This window comes from Pokkaliibacter plantistimulans (assembly GCF_003194385.1).
Lineage (GTDB): Bacteria > Pseudomonadota > Gammaproteobacteria > Pseudomonadales > Balneatricaceae > Pokkaliibacter > Pokkaliibacter plantistimulans.
Genome location: NZ_LAPT01000140.1, coordinates 1 through 22,872 on the forward strand (window position 1 = coordinate 1; position 22,872 = coordinate 22,872).

The 22,872-nt window shown below is 58.1% G+C and carries 17 protein-coding genes and 1 CRISPR repeat array; of the genes, 13 read left to right on the top strand and 4 right to left on the bottom strand.

The window, feature by feature from the left end; translation table 11 throughout:
* The first annotated feature begins 428 nt into the window (after nucleotides 1-428).
* From WH50_RS23870 to WH50_RS23930, 13 genes are all read left to right on the top strand, one after another.
* On the top strand, nucleotides 429-677 hold the full coding sequence (locus WH50_RS23870) for a BufA1 family periplasmic bufferin-type metallophore (protein WP_104156599.1): 249 nt from the start codon (nucleotides 429-431) through the stop codon (nucleotides 675-677).
* 142 nt (nucleotides 678-819) lie between these two features.
* The gene (locus tag WH50_RS23875) at nucleotides 820-1,059 is read left to right on the top strand and encodes a BufA1 family periplasmic bufferin-type metallophore (protein WP_104156598.1); all 240 of its coding nucleotides are present in this window, start codon (nucleotides 820-822) and stop codon (nucleotides 1,057-1,059) included.
* An 11-nt stretch (nucleotides 1,060-1,070) separates the two neighbouring features.
* Nucleotides 1,071-1,937 carry an MNIO family bufferin maturase gene (bufB, locus tag WH50_RS23880; RefSeq protein ID WP_110189762.1) on the top strand — a complete coding sequence of 289 codons (867 nt, stop codon included), beginning with the start codon at nucleotides 1,071-1,073 and terminating at the stop codon, nucleotides 1,935-1,937.
* Nucleotides 1,927-2,712 carry an HvfC/BufC N-terminal domain-containing protein gene (locus WH50_RS23885; protein ID WP_110189764.1) on the top strand — a complete coding sequence of 262 codons (786 nt, stop codon included), beginning with the start codon at nucleotides 1,927-1,929 and terminating at the stop codon, nucleotides 2,710-2,712. Before bufB ends, WH50_RS23885 begins: the two co-directional genes overlap by 11 nt.
* An 80-nt stretch (nucleotides 2,713-2,792) precedes the next feature.
* Nucleotides 2,793-3,272 carry a DoxX family protein gene (locus tag WH50_RS23890; RefSeq protein WP_110189766.1) on the top strand — a complete coding sequence of 160 codons (480 nt, stop codon included), beginning with the start codon at nucleotides 2,793-2,795 and terminating at the stop codon, nucleotides 3,270-3,272.
* Between the two features lie 150 nt (nucleotides 3,273-3,422).
* Nucleotides 3,423-5,570 carry an FAD-dependent oxidoreductase gene (locus WH50_RS23895; RefSeq protein WP_207780461.1) on the top strand — a complete coding sequence of 716 codons (2,148 nt, stop codon included), beginning with the start codon at nucleotides 3,423-3,425 and terminating at the stop codon, nucleotides 5,568-5,570.
* Nucleotides 5,567-6,772: an ABC transporter substrate-binding protein gene (locus WH50_RS23900; RefSeq protein WP_243410259.1), complete on the top strand. Its 1,206-nt coding sequence runs from the start codon at nucleotides 5,567-5,569 to the stop codon at nucleotides 6,770-6,772. Before WH50_RS23895 ends, WH50_RS23900 begins: the two co-directional genes overlap by 4 nt.
* Nucleotides 6,748-8,526 carry an ABC transporter permease gene (locus WH50_RS23905; RefSeq protein WP_133251416.1) on the top strand — a complete coding sequence of 593 codons (1,779 nt, stop codon included), beginning with the start codon at nucleotides 6,748-6,750 and terminating at the stop codon, nucleotides 8,524-8,526. The genes WH50_RS23900 and WH50_RS23905 overlap by 25 nt, the downstream gene beginning before the upstream one ends.
* Before the next feature lie 15 nt (nucleotides 8,527-8,541).
* Nucleotides 8,542-9,222, top strand: coding sequence for an ATP-binding cassette domain-containing protein (locus WH50_RS23910; RefSeq protein WP_110189772.1), 681 nt, complete (start codon nucleotides 8,542-8,544; stop codon nucleotides 9,220-9,222).
* Nucleotides 9,215-9,823: a CDP-alcohol phosphatidyltransferase family protein gene (locus WH50_RS23915; protein ID WP_104156591.1), complete on the top strand. Its 609-nt coding sequence runs from the start codon at nucleotides 9,215-9,217 to the stop codon at nucleotides 9,821-9,823. The genes WH50_RS23910 and WH50_RS23915 overlap by 8 nt, the downstream gene beginning before the upstream one ends.
* A gap of 99 nt (nucleotides 9,824-9,922) precedes the next feature.
* A complete protein-coding gene (locus WH50_RS23920) occupies nucleotides 9,923-11,842 on the top strand; it encodes a cation:proton antiporter (RefSeq protein WP_110189774.1) in 1,920 nt (639 codons plus the stop codon).
* A gap of 254 nt (nucleotides 11,843-12,096) precedes the next feature.
* Nucleotides 12,097-12,591: a TIGR00645 family protein gene (locus tag WH50_RS23925; RefSeq protein ID WP_104156589.1), complete on the top strand. Its 495-nt coding sequence runs from the start codon at nucleotides 12,097-12,099 to the stop codon at nucleotides 12,589-12,591.
* 30 nt (nucleotides 12,592-12,621) lie between these two features.
* A complete protein-coding gene (locus WH50_RS23930; protein ID WP_110189776.1) occupies nucleotides 12,622-13,860 on the top strand; it encodes a leucine-rich repeat-containing protein kinase family protein in 1,239 nt (412 codons plus the stop codon).
* Nucleotides 13,861-13,936: 76 nt separating this feature from the next.
* A CRISPR array of direct repeats spans nucleotides 13,937-18,527; the repeat unit is 28 nt; unit sequence TTTCTGAGCTGCCTATTCGGCAGTGAAC.
* Between the two features lie 130 nt (nucleotides 18,528-18,657).
* On the opposite strand, the gene cas6f is transcribed toward WH50_RS23930, so the two are convergent.
* The 4 genes from cas6f to csy1 are packed head-to-tail and all read right to left on the bottom strand — an operon-like array spanning nucleotide 18,658 to nucleotide 22,598.
* Entirely contained in the window at nucleotides 18,658-19,221 is a 564-nt protein-coding gene (gene cas6f, locus WH50_RS23935; protein ID WP_110189778.1) for a type I-F CRISPR-associated endoribonuclease Cas6/Csy4, read from the bottom strand.
* 2 nt (nucleotides 19,222-19,223) lie between these two features.
* Nucleotides 19,224-20,246, bottom strand: a complete 1,023-nt coding sequence (gene csy3, locus WH50_RS23940; RefSeq protein WP_110189780.1) for a type I-F CRISPR-associated protein Csy3 — start codon at nucleotides 20,244-20,246, stop codon at nucleotides 19,224-19,226.
* A gap of 17 nt (nucleotides 20,247-20,263) precedes the next feature.
* Nucleotides 20,264-21,259 carry a type I-F CRISPR-associated protein Csy2 gene (gene csy2, locus WH50_RS23945; RefSeq protein WP_110189782.1) on the bottom strand — a complete coding sequence of 332 codons (996 nt, stop codon included), beginning with the start codon at nucleotides 21,257-21,259 and terminating at the stop codon, nucleotides 20,264-20,266.
* Entirely contained in the window at nucleotides 21,252-22,598 is a 1,347-nt protein-coding gene (gene csy1 / locus WH50_RS23950) for a type I-F CRISPR-associated protein Csy1 (RefSeq protein ID WP_110189784.1), read from the bottom strand. Before csy1 ends, csy2 begins: the two co-directional genes overlap by 8 nt.
* Between the last annotated feature and the right edge of the window lie 274 nt (nucleotides 22,599-22,872).

Below are 22,872 nucleotides of genomic sequence, written 5' to 3' on the forward strand. Positions count from 1 at the left end.
CCCAGTACACTACGCATGCAACGTGATATCTGGATCAGCGCCTACACCATGGCCCGCCATTTCAGCAAGGCGGCGGATAACAATGACGACGGCAAATGATTTGCCGTCGGACTCCCTCTGCTGATCATTTCCAGTCACCAGTCACCAGTCACCAGTCACCAGTCACCAGTCACCAGTCACCAGTCACCAGTCACCAGTCACGCTTTTGGGTCTGCCTTACGTCCTGATTCCTTTGTTACTGTCCTTTTAGCCTTTGTTTTTATTGGGCTTTTCTTTCTGCCGAATTTTTTTTGAAAAAAATTAAAATTTTTGTGTAAGAAAGCCTGCGGGGCGGCGACTAAACCTACAGCCAAAGCAATTCGCCTGGCTCCACGCTGACGGCGTCGGGACTAGCAGTGTTCTATTCCAATACTTCAGAGGTGCAGACAATGAATAATTCCAAACTACTGGCCATCGCTGCCGTATCAGGTTTGCTGACCATGGGGGTGATGGGGCAGTCCGCCATGGCGGCAGCTGACAAGGAAAAATGTTACGGCGTGGCGATGGCTGGCCAGAATGACTGCGCCTCCAATGGCCATGCCTGTGCCGGTCAGGCCACCAAGGACAAGGACCCGGGTGACTGGAAATACGTTGCCAAGGGCACCTGTGAAAACATGGGCGGCATGCTGAATAAGTAAGCCCGGTAAAAGTGAGCGATGTCATCTGCCCGCCGGTCAGGTGATGTTCTCTTCATCAGTAAGCAGTACGCAATAAAACAACTATTCTGATTCAACGACTAAGCTGTCTGTTCAGACGACGGACAGCACGGAGATCAACGTGATGAAAGCTTCTAATCTGTTGGCTATGAGTGCGGTTGCAGGTTTGCTGGCGATGAGCGCCGCTACTACAGTGAGTGCTGCCGAGCAGGATAAATGCTTCGGTGTGGCGATGGCTGGCAAGAACGACTGCGCTACTGCTCAGCACGCCTGTGCTGGTCATTCCACCAAAGACAAAGACCCGATGGATTTCAAACTGGTCGCCAAGGGCACCTGTGAAAGCATGGGTGGCATGCTCAAATAACTGAGGTTGTTATGACGCAATTACCGATTGCGGTTGGCGTCGGGTTACGCGGCACCCATTACCGGGATTTTCTCGCTGATCAGGCACCGGCCGTCCCCTGGCTGGAAGCCCACAGTGAGAACTATTTCGGTGGTGGGGCTGCGCTCCATACCCTGATGCGTATTCGTGAACGTTATCCCATCAGCCTGCATGGCGTGGGTATGGGGCTGGCATCGGCCGACGGGCTGGATGCAGACCACCTGCGTGAACTGCAGCAACTGGTGGCAACCGTGCAGCCTGCTGCCGTCTCCGAACACCTGAGCTGGAACCGCAGTGGCGGGCAGGTCATCAATGATCTGCTGCCTTTCCCCTACACCGCCGAGGCGCTGGAGCTGGTGGCGCGTAATGTGGATCAGGTGCAGCAGGCACTGGGCTGCGCCATTGCCGTGGAAAACCTGTCCAGCTATGTGCGCTTCCGGCAGACGGCGATGAGCGAGGCCGAATTTCTTGCGGCGCTGGTTGAGCGTACGGGCTGCAAGATTCTGCTCGATGTCAACAATATCTACGTCAATCAGGTCAATCTCGGGATCGATGCCCGGCAGTTCATGCGTGCTTTGCCGGTCGGGCAGGTGGCAGAGATTCATCTGGCAGGCTTTTCTACGCTGGAGGATTGTCTGGTGGACAGTCACAGCCAGCCGGTCTGCGCCGAAGTCTGGCTGCTGTATGCGGAGGCCCTGCAGCGCTTTGGTGCGCTGCCGACCTTGCTGGAGTGGGATATCGATATTCCGCCACTCACCGTGTTGATGCAGGAGGCTGACAAAGCGCAGCAGATTTTACAGCAGGCAGGCGCCTGGCAACCGATGAACCGAGAGCAGAAGGAGCACGGTGATGTCCTCTGAACTGGCGCAGATTCAGCAGCAGATGCTGAACGCTGTCACCGGCACTTCGACCGCCGTGCAGGAGTGCCTGCAGTCCGGGCCGGGCTGCAGCAGCGAACGCGGTATGGACGTCTATCGCAACAACCGCCGGGTGGTGCTGAAGTCCATGCTGAGTTCGGTCTATCGGATAGTGGCGCAGATTGTGGGCGATGACTTCTTTCAGGCGCTGATCCATCGGTATGTCCAGACTCAGCCTTCCCTCAGCGGCAATCTACATCGCTACGGCGATAAGCTGCCGGCTCTGCTACGCACGATGCCCGAAGCTGCCGGATTGCCTTATCTGGCTGATGTGGCCGCGCTGGAGTGGGCGTGGCACAGCACCTATTACGCCCCAGACAATGCTGACTTCGACATGGCCAGACTGGCAGCGGTCGCTCCTGAGGCCTTTGCCCGGCTGGGTTTTGTGCTGGCGCCGGCTTTGCAGCTGCTGCGCTCCGACTATCCGCTTTATGCCATCTGGCAGCGCCATCAGCCTGAGTGCGAAGTGGAGCAGGTCGATCTTGGCATGGGCGGGCAGTGTGTTGCACTGTGGCGCCCCTATGGTCAGGTGCAGATTCGCCCGCTGAGCTCGGGGGAATTCCAGCTGCTGCTGGCGCTGCAACAGGGCGCTTCCCTGGAACAGGCGGTAGAGTCGCTGGACAGCCTGACGGACGGCGAGGCGGAGGTGGATGTGCAGGCCGTGCTGGGCTGGTTGCTGCAACAGCGGATGCTGGTGGATATCCGCGTGGCGGTTTGACTGCCTGCCTGCCGGGGTCTTTTGAGGGACTACACAGCGGGTGCGTACACACCCGGCTGACAAAATAACAGGAATACACCATGTCCGATCTGTTACTGAGCCTCAGCCGCTGGCTGGAGCGCAACTCGCCGCCGCTGCGTGATGTGGTCTGGCTGATACTGCGTCTCTATGTGGCCAACGTGTTCTTCAAGTCCGGTCTGACCAAGATTGATGACTGGAGTACCACGCTGTTTCTGTTTACCGAGGAATACCACGTCCCCTTGCTGCCCCCGGTACTGGCTGCGGTCATGGGCACGGCGGGTGAGCTGGGCCTGTCGGCATTACTGGTGCTGGGGCTGGCAGGGCGGTTCAGTGCCTGCGGCCTGTTTATCCTCAATATCGTTGCCGTTATCTCCTATCCGGCCGTTCGCGAAGATGCGGCGCTGCTGGCTTCACATACCCATTGGGGGCTGATGCTGGCGGTGCTGGCCGCCAGCGGACCGGGGCGACTGGCACTGGATGCGGCATTGCTGCGTATTCTTGCCCGTCGGCATCAGAACAATTTCCCTCAGCAGGGATAAATTTTTCCCCATTGCTGTCTCACTTCGAACGTGAACAGGTTCTTATGAACCTAACGGGCTGGCGGCAAACCGCTATTGCCGCCACAATTGGCACTTTCGACGGCCTGCCAAGGTGTGTTTTGTGTGTGAGACAGTTATTAAGGGGAATCGATGAAGCTGGGACGTGCTGGTTTAGTACTTCTCGTCATGCTGTTGCTGGTGCTGGCCTGGCATTTTGATCTGTCGTCTTATCTGGATCTGGAGTTCCTGCGGCAGAAACGTGACTCCTGGTCGGCGCTGATCAGTCAGTATCCGCTGCGCAGCAGTATTATTTTCTTCCTCGGCTATGTACTGGCGACGGCGCTGTCGGTGCCCGGTGCGACACTGCTGACGCTGTTTGCCGGGACCATGTTCGGTCTGCTGTGGGGCACGGTGCTGGTGTCGTTCGCCAGTACCGTCGGTGCGGTGCTGGCCATGCTGGTGGCACGCTATCTGGCGCGTGACTGGATCAGCCATCATTGCGAGCGGCAAATGGCGGTCATCAATAAAGGCATCCAGCGCGATGGCGTCTTTTATCTGTTTGGCCTGCGTATGGTGCCGGTCTTTCCCTTCTTCCTGATCAACCTGCTGATGGGCCTGACCTCCATGCGGGTCTGGACTTTTGCCTGGGTGAGTCAGATCGGCATGTTGCTGGGCACGGTGGCTTACGTCTATACCGGCGCCCGCCTGACCGAGCTGAACACACCGGCAGATGTGCTGTCGCTGCCGTTGCTGAGTGCGCTGGCGGTAGTGGGGCTGCTGCCACTGCTGACGCGCTGGTCACTGTCGTGGCTACGTGATTATCGCCACCGGCGGCAGTGGCCCAAACCTGCTCATTATGATTACAACCTGGTGGTGATTGGTGCCGGTGCGGCGGGTCTGGTGACCAGCTATATCGCTGCGGCGGTCAGGGCCCGGGTGGCGCTGGTGGAAAAAGCCGGGATGGGGGGCGATTGCCTGCATACCGGCTGCGTGCCATCAAAAGCACTGCTGCGCGCAGCGCATTATGTGGCCGCGACCACTGAGGCGAGGAACCTGGGCCTGCGTTCCGCGCAGGTGGAGTTTGACTTCGCCGAGGTGATGGAGAGGGTGCAGCAAACCATTCAGCAGGTAGCACCTCATGATGGGGTGGAGCGCTACACCACCCTCGGTGTGGACTGCATTGCCGGTGAGGCAAGGTTGTTGTCGCCATGGCAGCTGCAGGTCGGAGACCGACAGCTGACCAGCCGCAATATTGTGATTGCCACCGGCGCGCGTCCGGCGCTGCCGCCGATTCCGGGGCTGACGGAGATGGACCCGCTGACGTCGGAGACGTTCTGGCAACTGCGGGAACTGCCTCAGCGCCTGCTGATTCTCGGTGGCGGTGCGGTGGGGTGCGAGCTGGGGCAGGCCATGGCCTGCTTTGGCAGTGAGGTGATGATCGTTGAGCGCGCCGGGCGCCTGTTGCCCCGTGAAGATGAAGAGGTAGCGGTCGCCCTGCAGAGCCGCTGCCGTGACCTTGGCATCAGCCTGCATCTGGCGGCGGAAATCACCCATTTCAGTGAGGAGCAAGGCACGCGCCGTGCCTGGCTACGTCAGCACGGAACCAGTGAGGATACCGTGTCGCTGGAGTTTGACCGGGTGCTGGTGGCTTCCGGGCGGCAGGCCAATACTGAAGGGATGGGGCTGGAGGCACTGGGGATCGAGCGCAACGCGGATGGCACCTTGCAGGTGGATGACTTCCTGCGTACCCGCTTCCGTCATATTTTTGCCTGTGGTGATGTGGCAGGCCCTTATCAGTACACGCACGCGGCTGCCCATCAGGCCTGGTACGCCAGCGTTAACGCCCTGTTTGGTCTGGTTAAACGTTATCGCGTTGACTACCGGCACCTGCCCATGGCGGTCTTTACCGATCCGCAGATTGCCCGGGTGGGGCTGACCGAGCAGCAGGCGCGGCTGCAGGGCGTGGCCTTTGAGGTCAGCCGCTTTGATCTGGGAGAGCTGGACCGGGCCATCATCGAGGGCCGTCGTCATGGCTGGATCAAGGTGCTGACCGCGACAGGCAAGGATCGCATTCTCGGTGTCACCATCGTAGGTGATCAGGCCGCGGAGCTGATGGCCGAGTTTGTACTGGCCATGAAGCACAATATCGGCCTGAACAAGGTGCTCAGCACCATTCACATCTATCCTACTCTGGCTGAGGCCAACAAATACGTCGCCGGGGTGTGGAAGCGTCAGCATACACCGCAGTGGATCTTGCCGTGGCTGGAGCGCTATCACACATGGAGGAGAGGTCAATGAGAGGGATGTGGCGTAGCTGCCTGAGTCTGCTGGTGATGCTGGTCACCCTGTGCGCTGCCATCAGCGTTCAGGCCGAAGACTGGAACACCCTGCTCAAGCATGCCCGGGGTGAAACAGTGTACTTCAATGCCTGGGGCGGCAGCCCTCGCGTCAATGACTACATTGGCTGGGCGGCGGCGGAAGTGAAAAGCCGTTATGGCATCAACCTGAAACTGGTCAAGGTGGCAGACACCTCCGCGGTGGTCGGCCGCATTCTGGCGGAAAAGGCCGCCGGGCGGGAGAAGCAGGGCAGTGTTGATCTGCTGTGGGTCAACGGCGAGAACTTCCGCACCCTCAAGCAGAATGGCCTGCTGTTCGGCCCTTTCAGCACCAGTCTGCCCAACTATGAGTGGGTGGATCGCAGCAAGCCCAGCGTCAGCCACGACTTTGCCATCCCGGTAGAAGGCATGGAGTCGCCCTGGGGCATGGCGCAGTTGGTGTTCCTCTATGACAGTGCCCGCGTTGAGCAGCCTCCTCATTCGATGGAAGCCCTGCTGGCCTTTGCCAGAGAGCATCCGGGGCGAGTCAGTTACCCGCTGCCACCGGCGTTTCTGGGCACTACCTTTCTCAAGCAGGCACTACTTGAGACCATGAAGCGCCCCATGCGTCTGCTGCAGCCTTATGATGAGGCCGATTTTGCCGAAGTAACGGCGCCGCTGTGGGACTATCTGGATCAGCTGCACCCCTATCTCTGGCATCAGGGCAAAGATTTCCCCGCTTCTGCAGAAGTGATGAACCATATGCTCGACAGTGGCGAGCTGTTGCTGTCCATGAGCTTTAACCCTAACGAGGCCAGTGCCGCCATTCTGGCGGGGCAGTTGCCCGGCAGTGTGCGCACCTATGTGCACGATAAAGGCACGCTGGCAAACACGCACTTTCTGGCGATCCCGTTCAACAGCAACCACAAGGCGGCTGCACAGGTGGTGGCCAACTTCCTGCTGTCGCCCGAAGCGCAGGCGCGTAAGGAAGACCCCAGTTTCTGGGGCGATCCGACGGTGCTGGATCTGAAGCTGTTGTCGGCGGAAGATCAGGCTCGCTTTCAGGCCATCCAGCATGGGCCTGCGACGCTGACAGCGGAAGAGATGGGGCATGTACTGGCCGAGCCTCATGCCAGCTGGGTGCCTGCGCTGGAGCAGGAGTGGCAGCGGCGTTACGGCCATTGACGCGGCGGCCATGGCGCCCGTGCTGGCAGTCTGCCGGGCTGCACAGTCTGGCCATCCTGCTGCTTGGCGTCCCGCTGTTGCTTGGGCTGACGGGCACCGTGCTGCTGTCGCTGGGCAGCTGGCAGCCCTTTATTAATTCCTCTGCTATTAGCTCAGCTGCTTCATCCGACCCTCTTTCTCTCTGGCAGCCACTCCTGCAACTGCCCGCCCTGCCACACGCCATACTGCTCAGCCTGACGACTGGCTGGGCGGCGACCTTGCTCAGTCTGTCCCTGACCCTGCTGATCCTGATGGTGCTGCGCAGCCCGCGTCAGTTGCACTGGTTGCAGCGCTGGCTGGCGCCTATTCTGGCCATCCCTCATGCGGCCATGGCTTTCGGGTTGATGGCGTTGCTGGCACCCTCGGGCTGGCTGCTGCGCCTGCTGGTGGGGGGGCGCAATGGTGGGTTGCCACCTGACTGGTCGTGGGTGCAGGGAAGTTCAGGAGTGAGCCTGATACTGGCGCTGGTATTGAAAGAAACCCCCTTCCTGCTGCTGATGACCCTCAGTGCGCTGGCCCGCACCGATGCGGGGAAACGCAGCCAGCTGGCGGCGACGCTGGGCTATCCCCCCGGACAGGCATTGCTGTTGCTGGTCTGGCCTGCACTCTATCCAGCGTTACGCTTACCGCTCCTGGCGGTACTGGCCTATGGTCTGAGCAATGTGGACATGGCGGCCATCATCGGTCCGGGCAATCCGCCTACACTGGCCGTGCTGATCTGGCGCTGGCTGGCGGATGCGGATGTGCAGCAGTGGCTGCCTGCCAGTGCGGCAGCGTTATTGCTGCTGGCGATGATGCTGTTAAGCCTGCTGGTGTGGCTGGGCCTTGAGCAGGGCGGACGCTGGCTGTTGCTGAGGCTGACCCGCAGTGGCTGGCGCTGGCAATGGCCAGCCCGGTGGCACAAGCTGGGCCGCTACAGTGCCTCATTGCTGATCGGCCTGCTGGTGGCCAGCACGGTGCTGGCAGTGCTGCTGTTGTTGTGCTGGTCGTTCAGCTGGCGCTGGCCGTATCCCGCGCTCTGGCCACAAAGCTGGACGGCGCAGCACTGGCTCAGCCTGTGGCAGGCTGGTTCTGTGCTGCTGGGTAACAGCCTGCTGCTGGGCCTTGCCAGCGCCTGCTGTGGCCTGCTGCTGTGTGTGCTGTGGCTGGAGTGGAGTGTTCATCAGCAGCGCCCGCTGTATCTGGGCATCTGGTTATGGTTGCCGCTGCTATTGCCGCAACTGGTCTATGCCTTTGGCTTGCAGTGGCTGTTGTTGCGACTAGGGTGGGATGGTCAGGCGCTGGCGTTGCTCTGGGCGCACCTGCTGGTGGTCTTGCCCTACATGTATCTGAGTCTGGCGGATAGCTATCGTGGCCTTGACCCGCGCTATCAGCAGCAGGCCCGCCTGCTGGGCATGAGCTACTGGCAGGCGTTGTGGCGGGTCAAATGGCCGATTCTCAGTCCGGCACTGGTGACCGCGCTGGCGGTGGGTTTTGCCGTCAGTAATGGCCAGTATCTGCTGACCCTGTATATCGGCAGCGGGCGCTTCCCGACGCTGACAACGGAGGCGGTCAGTCTGGCCAGCAGCTGGGACATGCGGGTCATCGGCGTCTATGCTTTTGCTCAGCTCAGTCTGCCGCTGCTGGGATTTGCACTGGCACTGTACTGGCCGAAGTGGCGTTACGCCGGATTGCAGGGGATGCAGCCAGACATAGTTACAGCCAGACATAGTTAAAGGGAGAAGCGAACCGTGACCTCAGCGTTGACCAGCGGACTCCAGCTGCAGGGCGTCACCCTCAGTGTGGCAGAGCGCCTGCTGTGCCTTGAGCTGTCGCTGCAGATCGGGGGAGGGCAGTTACTTGCCCTGATGGGCCCCAGCGGCTGCGGTAAATCCACGCTGCTGGCCTGGATCACCGGCACGCTGAACCGGCCGTTCAATGCGAGAGGCTCACTGCGGCTGGGCGGTGCCGAGGTACATCATCTCCCCCCTGAGCGGCGGCGTATCGGCCTGCTGCAACAGGATGATCTGCTGTTCCCTCACCTCAATGTGCACGACAACCTTTTGCTGGCAGTGCCGCGGCACTATGCACAGAGTGAGCGGCACCGGCGAGTCGGGCAGGCACTGCAGCAGGCGGAGCTGGCAGACATGGCGGGGCGGGATCCGCTGACACTTTCCGGTGGGCAACGGGCGCGAGTGAGCCTGATGCGTACCCTGCTGGCGGAGCCGCTGGCCTTGTTGCTGGATGAGCCTTTCAACCGGCTGGATCAGGCACTGCGCGAGCAGATGCGCCAGTTTGTCTATGGCCACCTTAGCGCCTGCGGTCTGCCAACCCTGCTGGTTACCCATGATCCGCAGGATATTCCTGCCGGGGCGACGGTGCTGCACTGGCCTGCTGTCTCCCTAGTAGAAGGAGCGCCCAATCATGCTTGATCGCTACACCAGCCGCTGGGTACAGCCGCCGTTGAAGGTGCTGGCGTACCATGCCCGGCGGGAAGAAATCAGTGCTGATCAGCTGACGGTGCTGGGTTTCGTCTTTGGCCTGATGGCGATGGTGGCCATTACCCTGGGGCACTTTGAGCTGGCGCTGGTCTTACTGTTGATCAACCGCTTTCTCGACGGCCTCGATGGGGCTGTAGCGCGGCAGACTCAGCCATCGGATGCCGGGGGCTATCTCGATATCTGTCTCGACTTTCTGATTTACTCGGGCGTGATCTGGGCCTTCGCTCTGGCGGAGCCTGCCAATGCGACGGCAGCGGCGACGCTGATTTTTGCCTTTGTCGGCACTGGCAGCAGCTTTTTAGCCTTTGCGGCGGTGGCAGCCCGGCGTTCGCTGGTGCAGCCACAGGCCGTGCATAAGTCGCTGTACTATCTGGGCGGCCTGACCGAAGGAACAGAAACCATCCTGTTCTTTGTGCTGCTCTGCTTGTTCCCCGGTGCTTTTGTGCCGCTGGCCTATGGCTTTGCCGTGCTCTGCGCTATGACTACAGCGACTCGTATTGTCGGTGGTTACCTGACCCTGCGGCAGCCATAGTGCCTGTTCACCATCTGCTGCAAAGCAGCATGCTGGCTTGGCAAGGGCGGTTTGCCGTGGAATGATGACCCTCGACTCAAAAGACATAGGATTTCGGATATGCCGATGAGTGTGGCTGGCGCACTGGCGCTGATTGCCGTGGTGGGGCTGGGATGCCAGTGGCTGGCATGGCGGGTAAAGTTGCCCGCGATCCTGTTTTTGCTGCTCTCCGGTGTACTGCTTGGCCCGGGGCTGGGCTGGATTCAGCCTGATTATCTGTTCAAGGAACTGCTGTTCCCGCTGGTATCACTGTCGGTCGCCATCATTCTGTTTGAAGGCAGCCTGACCCTGCATCTCACGCAGATCAAGGACGTCGGCAAAGTCGTGCGCAGGCTTGTCACCTTTGGCGCACTGGTGACCTGGGCGATGATCGCACTGGCTGCCCGCTGGCTGATCGGCCTCAACTGGGATATGGCCTGGCTGTTCGGGGCGCTGGTGGTGGTGACCGGGCCGACGGTGATTGTGCCGATGCTGCGTACCATCCGTGTCAACGCCCGTATCGGCAACATCCTGCGCTGGGAGGGCATCATCATTGACCCTATCGGTGCGCTGCTGGCGGTACTGGTCTTCGAGTGGATTATTTCCCGCAGTGCGGAAGGCGGTCCGCTGTGGCACACCGCATTGTTGTTTGCCGAGGTGGTGGGTGTCGGTGGCCTGACCGGGCTGGTGACGGGCTATGCCCTTGGCCAGGCCCTGCGTCGCCACTGGCTGCCTGACTACCTGCAGGCGCTGGCGACGCTGGCACTGGTGCTGGGCTCCTTTACCTTCGCCAATCATCTGGCCCATGAGTCCGGTCTGCTGACAGTGACCGTCATGGGCATGCTGCTGGCCAATATGAAAGGGGTAGAAATCGAGGGCATTCTGTCCTTCAAGGAAAACCTCACGGTGATGCTGATCTCCGGGCTGTTTATTCTGCTGGCGGCGCGACTGGATCTGCATGATCTGTGGATGCTGGGAGCGCCTGCGATTGCGCTGCTACTGGTGATTCACTTTATCGTCCGGCCGGTGTCCGTCTGGCTGTGCAGCTGGGGATCGGAGCTGAGCTGGAAAGACAAGGCCATGATCGCCTGGATTGGCCCGCGGGGGATCGTCGCCGCGGCAGTATCGGCCCTGTTTGCCCTGCGTCTGGAGCAGAACGGCGTGGCCGATGCACAGGTGCTGTCGGCGCTGTCCTTCGCCGTCATCATCGGTACCGTGCTGTTCCAGAGCGCCACTGCCCGGCCACTGGCCAAGCGGCTGGGGGTGGCTGAGCCTGAACCTCGCGGCTTTATCTTTATCGGTGCCAATACCGTCGCCCGGGAGCTGGCCAAGCTGCTGGAGCAGAATCAGGTGCCGGTACTGATGGTGGACCCCAGCTGGGAAAATATCCGCGAGGCGCGCATGGCCGGGCTGCGTACCTTTCATGGCAATCCACTGTCACGTCATGCCGATACCTATCTCGATCTGGTCGGGTATGGCCGTATGCTCGCCCTGTCCCCACAGCGGGAAGTGAACGTGCTGGCCAGTCTGCGCTATCGCCCTGAATTCGGGCGCCGCAATATCTTCGCCCTGCAAACCAGCAAGGATACCCAGACCTCGGCCAGACAGCTGATTTCTGAGGAGTATCAGGGCCGTTATCTCGGCGCCACGGGGGGCAGTGAAGGGCTGACTTACAGCAAGTTTGCCAGCCTGATTCGTCAGGGTGCCCGACTGCGTACCACCCGCCTGTCGGACGACTTTACCCTTGAGGCCTGGAAGGCCCAGCACGGCAGTGATCGCTGCCCGTTATTTGCCATTACGCCGAAGGGCGAAGTGCAGATATTCAGCAATGAAGCCAGCCCTCAGCCCAGATCAGGCTGGTTGCTGTTGTCGTTCGACATGGGTGTGGAAAAGGAAAAAGAGAAGGTGCAGATCAAGGCACAGGAGAAAAGTCAGGCCAGTGCTGAGAAAGCCGAACGCAGTGGTGATGAAGCACTGAGCTCCAGCCCGGCCACATCCTGAGATCATGAGTACGTTCTGAGCATACATTCCGAGCACAGGGCGGCAGATAACAGTTGAAGCCAATCGTAGCTTGCCGGTCATGGGGCAGTCGTTATCATAGGCGGCCGCCACAATGGCAGGCAGGCTGGATAGCCTGAGAGCATGTTCGTGATCCGGCGGGCGCAGGTCTTTTCAGCGCTGCGGATCAGCAACAGGCTCTGAGCTCAGTTGATCAACAAGCAGTATCGATAACTGGTTTGGTAGAGTGAAACCCAATGGAAAAGTATCTGGAACGCACCATGTATGCCGCACGCTGGCTGTTGGCCCCGATTTATATGGGCCTGAGTCTGGCGTTGCTGGCACTGACGATTAAGTTTTTTCAGGAAATCTTTCACGTCCTGCCACATATACTCGATACCTCCGAGACTGATCTGGTGCTGCTGGTGCTGTCACTGGTTGACCTGTCACTGGTCGGTGGCCTGCTGGTGATGGTGATGTTCAGCGGCTATGAAAACTTCGTCTCGCGTCTGGATATCCCCGAAGGAGAAGAGAAGCTGGGCTGGCTGGGTAAGCTGGATTCTTCCACCCTCAAGTCCAAGGTGGCTGCGTCCATCGTCGCTATTTCCTCCATTCATCTGCTGAAAATTTTCATGAATGCCAGTACCTACGACACTGAGCATCTCAAGTGGTACGTCATTATCCACATGACCTTTGTCGCTTCCGCCTTTGCCATGGGTTATCTGGACAAGCTGACCCGCGACAGCCACTGATCTGACCTGCAGACCTACAAGGATTGGCCCATGCATACCCTGGCGCAACTACAGGCCGGCGAGCTTCACGGTGTCACCCGGCTGCAACTGGCAGAAGGGCTGACACACTTTCCCGCAGAGATTTTTTCCCTGGCCGACAGCCTGGAAATCCTGGATCTCAGCAATAACGCCCTGAGCGAGCTGCCAGACGACCTGCACCGGTTGCACAGGCTGAAGGTGATTTTCTGTTCCAATAACCGCTTTCGTCAGCTGCCGGCGTGCCTCGGCCAGTGCGCGGAACTGGAGATGATTGGCTTCAAAAGTAATCGCATTGAAACCGTTCCGGCTGAGGCTCTCCCCGTGCAAACCCGCTGGCTGATCCTGACCGATAACCTGATTGCTGCACTGCCGGAGCGAATAGGGCAACTGCACCGACTGCAAAAGCTGATGCTGGCCGGTAACTGCCTGACTGAGCTGCCCGGCAGCCTCAGCCAGTGCCATCAGTTGCAGCTGCTGCGCATCTCAGCCAACCGACTGCCGCAGTTCCCCGATGTGGTGCTGGATCTGCCGCAGCTGAGCTGGCTGGCGTTTTCCGGCAACCCGTTCTGTGCCGAGCGTCAGCCGCACGACGCATTTCCGCAGGTGGCCGCAGACGATCTGTATCATCACGAAGTGCTGGGGCAGGGCGCCTCAGGGGTGATCCGCCGCGCTTCATGGCGCCATAACCCCCATGGCTGCAGCGAGCAGGTGGCGATCAAGGTATTCAAGGGGGACGTCACCAGTGACGGCTACCCGCTGGATGAGCTGGAAGCATGCCTGTCCATCGGCCAGCATCCGAATATGGTTACACCGCTGGCACGGGTAACGGGTGAGCTGCAGGAGGCGCTGGTGATGGAGCTGATCCCTGCCGACTACCTCAATCTCGGCCAGCCACCGAGCCTTGCCAGCTGTACCCGCGATGTCTTCACGGCGGGTCAGTCCTTCGACATCGCGACCATCAGCGGCTTTGTCGAACAGATGGAAAGCGTGGTGGCACACCTGCGCCAATGTGGCATCAGCCACGGTGATCTGTACGCCCACAATGTGCTGGTTAACCCCGCAGGTCATCTGCTGTTCGGTGATCTGGGGGCCGCGTCACGCTATCACCATCTGGTGGATTATCAGCGTCAGGGCATTGAGCGCATGGAGCAAAGAGCATTGCACTGTTTTATCGAAGATATGCTTGGGCTGTGTGTGGAGCAGGACCGACATACCGAGCTGTACCGTCAGCTGGCAGCCAGGCTGGGCTAAGGCCCGGCCTGTTTTCAAAACAAACTGTCTATTCGGCAGTGAACTCTGGCAGCAGACATTCAGTATTCCCATGTATTTTTTGAGCTGCCTATTCGGCAGTGAACCTCAGGGCGTTACTACCTCCACCGGTGTAGCTTTTCTGAGCTGCCTATTCGGCAGTGAACTGATCATGGGCTTCTTTATTTTCTTGCGTGTTTTTCTGAGCTGCCTATTCGGCAGTGAACGTGCCCTGCCGGGCTGCCAGATACCACTTGGTTTTCTGAGCTGCCTATTCGGCAGTGAACTCCACGGTGAAGCCTTGCTGCTGCTCCATGTATTTCTGAGCTGCCTATTCGGCAGTGAACGCGGAGTTACTGGCCCTGGCGCTGCGCGGCAATTTCTGAGCTGCCTATTCGGCAGTGAACCTTGCATGCACTCAACGAGCGCTACACCCGGCTTTCTGAGCTGCCTATTCGGCAGTGAACGAGGCCAGGATCAGTCACTGTTGTCCGGGGCATTTCTGAGCTACCTATTCGGCAGTGAACAAGCGGGCGTCACCATGCAGCGTGTCCATTTTTTTCTGAGCTGCCTATTCGGCAGTGAACAGCAAGCCTACGGCGCAATGAATGGCCCTGTCTTTCTGAGCTGCCTATTCGGCAGTGAACTCCAGAAACCCTCGAGGGCCGAGCGGCCTACTTTTCTGAGCTGCCTATTCGGCAGTGAACGTGTTCCATTGGTCACTGACGCGCCCAATGCTGTTTCTGAGCTGCCTATTCGGCAGTGAACTGCTCTATGTATTCAATCGTGAAACGCGTGGATTTCTGAGCTGCCTATTCGGCAGTGAACTTCAGCAGCCTCCAGCGTAGCCATAACCGGCATTTCTGAGCTGCCTATTCGGCAGTGAACGTATCGCTCATGATCGCCTCTTTTTATGACATTTTCTGAGCTGCCTATTCGGCAGTGAACTATTCGGTCATTGCTGCAAAGTAAGCAGGACTTTTCTGAGCTGCCTATTCGGCAGTGAACCGGTTTCAGCATAGGCTCTGGTGCGTCGCCGTTTTCTGAGCTGCCTATTCGGCAGTGAACTAAAAAAGGCGCTTAAATCGATAACCGATTCATTTCTGAGCTGCCTATTCGGCAGTGAACGAAACGTTCTTAGCGTTACCTAACTCTTTGGATTTCTGAGCTGCCTATTCGGCAGTGAACGGTTACATGGCGCAAAACATAGAACCATATATTTTCTGAGCTGCCTATTCGGCAGTGAACGGTTTTCTCTGCCTGCTCCTGCTGGGCCAGCATTTCTGAGCTGCCTATTCGGCAGTGAACGATTGACCGCTTTAGATCTCGCCGACGACTCATTTCTGAGCTGCCTATTCGGCAGTGAACATGACTTTAATGCAGCGCTGTATTCCTAAACTTTTCTGAGCTGCCTATTCGGCAGTGAACAGCCAGGTGCAGCAGTCGCTCGATAGCAGCACTTTCTGAGCTGCCTATTCGGCAGTGAACCGTCAATAAAGTGCAAAAGAGTGGCACGATTTTTCTGAGCTGCCTATTCGGCAGTGAACCGCGCTAACACTGCTAAAAAAGCAGCAGCACATTTCTGAGCTGCCTATTCGGCAGTGAACCTTTCTGCACGTCATCCCAGCGTGATGACTTGTTTCTGAGCTGCCTATTCGGCAGTGAACGGTGACGCGGGCCACACTGTGCCGTGCGGTACTTTCTGAGCTGCCTATTCGGCAGTGAACGTGTTGCCCCATGGCGCCATTGAGCGGCGGCATTTCTGAGCTGCCTATTCGGCAGTGAACGCTGCGATAGGACTTTTGTGGTTTCAGGGGCATTTCTGAGCTGCCTATTCGGCAGTGAACTAGAAACCATTCAACAGCATCTAGTTTCTAAATTTCTGAGCTGCCTATTCGGCAGTGAACAAGATAATACAGCGCCAGCACGCCCATCACCTGTTTCTGAGCTGCCTATTCGGCAGTGAACGCAAAACGATCAACGCCGTCATTTTGCTTTTCTTTCTGAGCTGCCTATTCGGCAGTGAACGTCGTTCCTACGTTTCAGGTGTAAATCTCTTATTTCTGAGCTGCCTATTCGGCAGTGAACTCTTTTCGCCTTGGAGTCTCACGCTCGACTCTTTTCTGAGCTGCCTATTCGGCAGTGAACGCAAGCCCCGAAGCACGCGACTGACGTGCGCTTTTCTGAGCTGCCTATTCGGCAGTGAACCGGGTCCGACTGCCCCGTCACATTTGACGCAATTTCTGAGCTGCCTATTCGGCAGTGAACCAATCCAGGGGTCGGAAGATTGCAGCACAGAATTTCTGAGCTGCCTATTCGGCAGTGAACAGCAAGAAAGCCGACGCTGACCCGAAACTGTTATTTCTGAGCTGCCTATTCGGCAGTGAACTAGATATCGGTAATCCCGTAGCGTACTACCCATTTCTGAGCTGCCTATTCGGCAGTGAACGGCGGCCAGTGTATTCAGACGTTCAGCCAGCTTTTCTGAGCTGCCTATTCGGCAGTGAACGCGGAGTTACTGGCCCTGGCGCTGCGCGGCAATTTCTGAGCTGCCTATTCGGCAGTGAACGCATCCAGTGCCCAACCAGCCTGGCGAATACTTTTCTGAGCTGCCTATTCGGCAGTGAACGAGGGAGGTTAATAGTGACTGTAGAGTTATTATTTCTGAGCTGCCTATTCGGCAGTGAACTTCCTGCAGCGGAACCACCAATTAATAGTGTATTTCTGAGCTGCCTATTCGGCAGTGAACTATCGCTATGTGGCTCACTGCTGGCGCCGATATTTCTGAGCTGCCTATTCGGCAGTGAACTTCTCGGCGTCAGCATGATAAAACAGGGCGTCTTTCTGAGCTGCCTATTCGGCAGTGAACCCTCTGCTACAGAGTAACCGCGCATGACGTCATTTCTGAGCTGCCTATTCGGCAGTGAACCATGGTCCTGAGTTGCGAACGGCATTGACTCATTTCTGAGCTGCCTATTCGGCAGTGAACTACATTGGTCACCTGCTGATGCCAATAGTGAATTTCTGAGCTGCCTATTCGGCAGTGAACTTCCTGGTTTCGCGATGAGGCTTCAAAAGCAGTTTCTGAGCTGCCTATTCGGCAGTGAACGGCGTAATGGTTTCTCCCGCATCCTGATAGCATTTCTGAGCTGCCTATTCGGCAGTGAACAATTGCTCGATAGTGGCCGCCAGAGATTCAACTTTCTGAGCTGCCTATTCGGCAGTGAACAGGCGTCTTGAAGGGCTTTATCCTGATGACTGTTTCTGAGCTGCCTATTCGGCAGTGAACCGGAGCGACCTGGACCAGCGCTTATAGTGCCTTTTCTGAGCTGCCTATTCGGCAGTGAACCGGACGAAGTAGCGCGGGCGACAGCGGCAGAATTTCTGAGCTGCCTATTCGGCAGTGAACGATGACGGTGATGGAGCGCCTGTCTACCGGGCTTTCTGAGCTGCCTATTCGGCAGTGAACGAGGGCCTTTCTGACTGGGAGCCGCATGGTGATTTCTGAGCTGCCTATTCGGCAGTGAACATCTTCATGGACCCAATCACATTGATCTCGCTTTTCTGAGCTGCCTATTCGGCAGTGAACCACCTCAAGTACTTTTTTCATTGCCTCTCTGCTTTCTGAGCTGCCTATTCGGCAGTGAACTCTGTACTGATCCGCAAAGACAAAGGGCGCAATTTCTGAGCTGCCTATTCGGCAGTGAACTGGATCGAGGCGTACCAGTTCACTGGCCGTCATTTCTGAGCTGCCTATTCGGCAGTGAACTTTGCAGCGTCCACGTTTTCCCGCACTCAGATTTTCTGAGCTGCCTATTCGGCAGTGAACATCAACCGACAGCTGGCCGCCGCTGACATCACTTTTCTGAGCTGCCTATTCGGCAGTGAACTCCGTTGCCCAGATGGTGGACCATTCCATCAATTTCTGAGCTGCCTATTCGGCAGTGAACCTCTGCACCAAACCGAATAAGACGGCTCAGGCTTTCTGAGCTGCCTATTCGGCAGTGAACCTGAGTAGCGGCCGCCCGCACCGCAGCCAGCATTTCTGAGCTGCCTATTCGGCAGTGAACTTTTTATTACCAGGAGACAAGCCATGCGATCATTTCTGAGCTGCCTATTCGGCAGTGAACCACCGCTGACTGGCAGCAGGCCATGGCAGAAGTTTCTGAGCTGCCTATTCGGCAGTGAACTATAACGACTGCGTAAACTTGACTCGCAGCCCTTTCTGAGCTGCCTATTCGGCAGTGAACAATGGACGATGGCCGCAGTTGAAGCTGTCTATTTTCTGAGCTGCCTATTCGGCAGTGAACACAAATAGGTCAGATGAACCATTTAATCAAATATTTCTGAGCTGCCTATTCGGCAGTGAACGGGCTGTTCACGGTTGGCGGTGGTACCATGACTTTCTGAGCTGCCTATTCGGCAGTGAACCTGAGAAGCTCACTGAGACGACAAGTCAGACCTTTCTGAGCTGCCTATTCGGCAGTGAACGATTATTGCAGACCATCTGCTACGCGGTACCATTTCTGAGCTGCCTATTCGGCAGTGAACTGCTTGGTTTCGTCAGATACGTGCTCGCTGACTTTCTGAGCTGCCTATTCGGCAGTGAACTCCTGCACCGGATAGGAAAAGCGCCGACGAGTTTCTGAGCTGCCTATTCGGCAGTGAACTAGAGCCTGTCTAACCTAACTTCCTGATTGTTAAAGAGCAAACCCCTTTAAACGGCGCACAACCCTTTTTTTGTTGTGTGCCGTAACCCTTTGATTTTTATAGGCTCAATAAGAGGCCCGGAAAAAAGGGTCAGAACCAGGGGAGGCTGGCCGTCTGGCTTAGGCCGTAACTGTTGAACGTGCCTGTGAGTGGTGTTGCCTGCTCTGCACTCAGTTGCAGAAACAGCCGGAAGTGTTGACCGGTGCTGTTACTGCGAAGTTGCAGATAGGGCAGTTTCAGTTGCTGAGCCACTGAATCAGGGATGCGCTCTCTGGCTTCGGCTTCACTCAGGTGATGGCGTTTGGCCAGTCGGCGACGCAGGCGTTCAGGATTGCTTTGCGCCTGTACTCGCCGCAGGGTGCGGTGCTTGGCATCAGCGGGAACGGGTAGCAATGCGCTGAGTTCCACATGGTCATGCATACCGCTGAGCCATGGCTGGCTCATTAGCTGGTCCAGTGCGGTGGCATTACCGTGCAGGCGCAGTACGCCGCCCAGCCCGGCGCGTTGCTGTTCCATCAGCGGGAAGCTGACACCAATGGCATCATGCTGGCCGGCCACCAAGGCACGGTGCAGTTTGCTGTAGAGCGCACTCATTAACTGCGGCGGGGTAAAGTCCGGGTCAGGGCGCAGGCGGATATCAAGGTAGTGGTCCATGGTCAGTCCGCCTTACCGAACACGCCGCCACGAATCAGCGTGGCCATCACAAAGTGTTGTTGCTCCAGTGCGGGCACCTTGTCTTCCGTGACCCAGTTATCCAGCAGGGTGTAGAAGTCCATTTTGGCTTTGGGCTGGCGATAGGCTTTGCCTTCAGTGGTGACGGAGCCATAGGGTTCGACCGCAATGGGGCCGAGTGCATCGCCGCTGTCATTGGGATACCAGGTGTCGATGGTGCGCAGGGCGTTGCCGATTTTCTGTGAATGGATACCGGCAATGTTACTGACGTGATACAGGGTTTTGCTCTTGCCGCTGCTGCCCTTGTCGAGGATCAGCTCCTGCGAGGGGAAGACTTCCTGCCCGGCACCCATACGCACAAAGGCGGTGACGGAGAGCAGTACATGGTGTTTACCGGCCAGCCCGTCAGCTATCAGGCGGGTCAGCTCAGCGATATTGTCGCTGCTATCGAACTGGCGCAGGGACAAGCTCAGTGCATCGAAGGTCCAGCGCTTGGTCGCTTTGCCCTCGACCAGATGACTGACCACTACTTCGACCTGCTCGGCACCCATGCGGTTGCGCCAGAGGAAGCGGCCATTGGCCAGGTTGCAGGCGTAGCGGCCAGCCAGTTCGCTAAAGCCGTATTGCTCGGTATAGCTGGCGACCGTGTTTAGCAGTTTGGTGCGATAGTCACTGTCATTGCAGGCTGAGGGCGTACCGGCACCGGCCAGCACACGCAGGGTAAAGCGCACCATCAGGGTATCGGCATCACTGGGCAGGGCGGCAATATCGACTGTCTGCAGGTTGGGGTTTTCAATGGCCGCATCCAGCTTGGCCGGGTCTTGATCCTTAGTTTTCAGACGGTTGGAAATGGTGCCGCGAATGGATTTTTCCCGGATGGGAATACCTTGCCAGTCGGCGCTGTTATCGCGTTGATCCCAGTTACCGGCAAACAGCAAAGCGTCAGAAGGGTCCAGCTTGCGCTCGAAAGCCAGTACGGAAGCGGTTTTTACAGGGGTAGTTGCCATCGTGAGGTTCCTTTTACTTAAGCAAAGTCGGTGATGTGAGAGGGGGAGTAGTCATTCTGGCAGCGGTAAAGGCCGCTGCTGTCGTCGTGAGTGCTGTACCACAGAAGCTGTTCAGGGCTTTGTAGCCGGTGCGGGCTCAGCCACTGGCCGATGGAGTACAGGCTTTCAACAAAGCGGAAGGGCACCGTCATATCGCGGGCATGGGCGACCTCTCCGGGTTGATGCAGGGGCGACAGTGCGCCAAAGCCAACAGGAATCGGCACCAGCCAGCCGGGTGGGCGGCTGGCCTCCCATTCCACTTTATCAGTCGCTGGGGTTGCCGGTGCCTGAGTCTGTTCTGTTGCAGGGCGTGGGCGGATATGCAGGCGCGACAGATCAAGCCAGGCATCGATGCGACTGGCTTCGGGCTGACTCTGCTGCAGCTCGTGCAGTCGCGCAGAGAGTAGGTCATCGCGACATACCAGCGCAAATCCTGGCAGCCACTGGCGGCGCAGGCTGCGGAATTCACTGGCACGCTGATCCGGGTTATCGCTCAGGCTTTTCAGCGTTGGCTGCTGGTAGTAGCCGGGGGTGCCGGGCTCCGCAGGTAACACGCTGCCGCCGGCAATGCGCAGGGTTGCCAGCACGTCGGCGCAATGGCGGGCCGCCTGCTGGCGCTGCTCTTCACTGGCGGCCATGCCGCTGCCAGCAACCCCAAAGACCAGCGTAATTTCAAGATGGGCACGGCCTTCCTCGACGATGGCGGCAGTGCTGCCGTCTTTATCGACCGGGTTACGTGTCAGGCAGAACGTGCGGGTATAGCCACCAGTGGTGACCTGTGCAGCAAAGTGATGGCAGATCACCCCGACACTGAGAAACTCCAGCCCGGTGTGCTCATGTACCTTACGCTCCAGTGCCACCATCAGCCCGGTGAAAGCGGTAATGGCCGGGAAGCCCCAGGTCATCGGGCTGGATATGCAGTTGGCATTCTGCACCCGAAGCCGCGGGATGATCAGTAAGCCCTGCTCATTCATAGCTCAGCTCCTTCTGCAATTGATCCAGCTCCTGCTCAAGATGTTTCAGCCATTCACGCCAGTCATCGGTGAGTTTGACCTCCTTGCTCCACTGCTTGTGCTCCGGGTCAGCGACCGGCAATTCAGCGATGCGCAATAGCCTGTTCAGCCAGCTGGCAAAGCGCTGGCAGATTTCCTGTTGCCAGTCTCCCTGGCGCCACCTGGCAGCAAAGGCCTCGTCGTCCTTCGCCCGGTACGGGTCAAGCCACAGGGTTTCAGCTTCCACCAGTCGGCACTCTGGCTGCGCGCTCCAGCCGGGCGGTAACTGCCAGCATTCGGCACCGAACTGCAGTAGTTCATCCACCAGCCGGGAGGTGAGGGAAAAGCGTGTTTCCCGTGTCTGCACGTTCTTGGGCGGGTCACCCAGCAGCAGTACACGCAGCTGGCGCACGGTCAGCCGGACTTCTGGGCGCCGGGTAAAGCGCGGGAAGACCGAGTCGGTGCGCAACGGTGGTGTCAGCAGGTTGCGGTCCCAGCTGGGGGGAAGTGAGGCCAGCAGGTAGTTGTTACCGCCCCGTTCGCTGTTGAGCTGGCTGATATTCTGCGGTTTGGTGCCGCCCAGTTTTTGCACTGCCAGAGCCGGGTAGTCGTAGTAACCAGTTGCGTGCTGTTCACCTTTGCGACGCGCTTCTCGTGCGGCTTTGGCCTCTTCGCCAAAGCGATGGCTGTTGATCTGCTGAAACACCTGATGGCTGAGTGAGCTGGCATAAAGGGGGGCGAGCAGATGATAGTGCTCGTCGTTCAGCGGGTCGTTGCCGGTCAGCCAGTAGACCTGTTTGGCCCGTTGATGGCTGGCACTGCCGCCACGGCTGGCAACCAGCCCGGCAAAGGCATCTAGCCACTGTTGTGCCTGTTCAGGGTCATCACTGAGCGCGGCTTTTAAGGCCGTGTCCTGAGCCAGTGCCCGGTCGAGCAGGGTGCGGCCATCGTCGCCTGCGAGTTTCAGCAACTTGTAGACATCCAGTGCCGCGGCGTTGCCGACCACATCCGCACTAAAACTGACTGGCAGATCATGGCTGCCAAGCACGCTGTGCCCGGTTAAATCAGAGGGGGAAACATACAGGTTGGTCCCCCTGGCATCAGGATGAATGGCTTTCAGGGTATGGGTGACACTCTGAATTTGCCCTACGCGGCGGGCGGCATCCTCAAGCCAGCTGCTGTATTGGTATTGGGCGGTGAGCGCCTGATATTTCGGGTCATCTGCCGAGAGTTTGTCGAGCTTGGCATCCAGCCGCTCCTTGATAAAGGCAGCGATCAGGGCGCGGAGCTTGTCGCTCTCGTCCTTGTTTGAGGCGGGCATACTGTAACCTCTGCAAAAATCCATGTTTGGGTTAGACAGTTGAACTGGTTAGAATGGCTCCGAAGCAACACCGCATCGGATAGCTAAAAGGCGGGTTTCCCCGCCTTATGCTCTTCTGATCATGTGATAGTTAGTCACACGTCTATCCTCCTTCTGCCTCATTCCCGGCAAGTAGGGGCGTTAGCCAGAGTGATGAACGATGTTGATTGTTCAGACTCTTCTGGTGGTGTGGTTGCCGATCACATGGATTACCTCCTTATTCCGTCAAACCCCG

What these genes read in the sequence shown, in the direction of transcription:
- WH50_RS23870 (WP_104156599.1), top strand. Translation starts at nt 429, where the DNA reads ATGAATAATTCCAAACTACTGGCCATCGCTGCCGTATCAGGTTTGCTG.
- WH50_RS23875 (WP_104156598.1), top strand. Translation starts at nt 820, where the DNA reads ATGAAAGCTTCTAATCTGTTGGCTATGAGTGCGGTTGCAGGTTTGCTG.
- bufB (WP_110189762.1), top strand. Translation starts at nt 1,071, where the DNA reads ATGACGCAATTACCGATTGCGGTTGGCGTCGGGTTACGCGGCACCCAT.
- WH50_RS23885 (WP_110189764.1), top strand. Translation starts at nt 1,927, where the DNA reads ATGTCCTCTGAACTGGCGCAGATTCAGCAGCAGATGCTGAACGCTGTC.
- WH50_RS23890 (WP_110189766.1), top strand. Translation starts at nt 2,793, where the DNA reads ATGTCCGATCTGTTACTGAGCCTCAGCCGCTGGCTGGAGCGCAACTCG.
- WH50_RS23895 (WP_207780461.1), top strand. Translation starts at nt 3,423, where the DNA reads ATGAAGCTGGGACGTGCTGGTTTAGTACTTCTCGTCATGCTGTTGCTG.
- WH50_RS23900 (WP_243410259.1), top strand. Translation starts at nt 5,567, where the DNA reads ATGAGAGGGATGTGGCGTAGCTGCCTGAGTCTGCTGGTGATGCTGGTC.
- WH50_RS23915 (WP_104156591.1), top strand. Translation starts at nt 9,215, where the DNA reads ATGCTTGATCGCTACACCAGCCGCTGGGTACAGCCGCCGTTGAAGGTG.
- WH50_RS23920 (WP_110189774.1), top strand. Translation starts at nt 9,923, where the DNA reads ATGCCGATGAGTGTGGCTGGCGCACTGGCGCTGATTGCCGTGGTGGGG.
- WH50_RS23925 (WP_104156589.1), top strand. Translation starts at nt 12,097, where the DNA reads ATGGAAAAGTATCTGGAACGCACCATGTATGCCGCACGCTGGCTGTTG.
- WH50_RS23930 (WP_110189776.1), top strand. Translation starts at nt 12,622, where the DNA reads ATGCATACCCTGGCGCAACTACAGGCCGGCGAGCTTCACGGTGTCACC.
- cas6f (WP_110189778.1), bottom strand. Translation starts at nt 19,221, where the DNA reads ATGGACCACTACCTTGATATCCGCCTGCGCCCTGACCCGGACTTTACC.
- csy3 (WP_110189780.1), bottom strand. Translation starts at nt 20,246, where the DNA reads ATGGCAACTACCCCTGTAAAAACCGCTTCCGTACTGGCTTTCGAGCGC.
- csy2 (WP_110189782.1), bottom strand. Translation starts at nt 21,259, where the DNA reads ATGAATGAGCAGGGCTTACTGATCATCCCGCGGCTTCGGGTGCAGAAT.
- csy1 (WP_110189784.1), bottom strand. Translation starts at nt 22,598, where the DNA reads ATGCCCGCCTCAAACAAGGACGAGAGCGACAAGCTCCGCGCCCTGATC.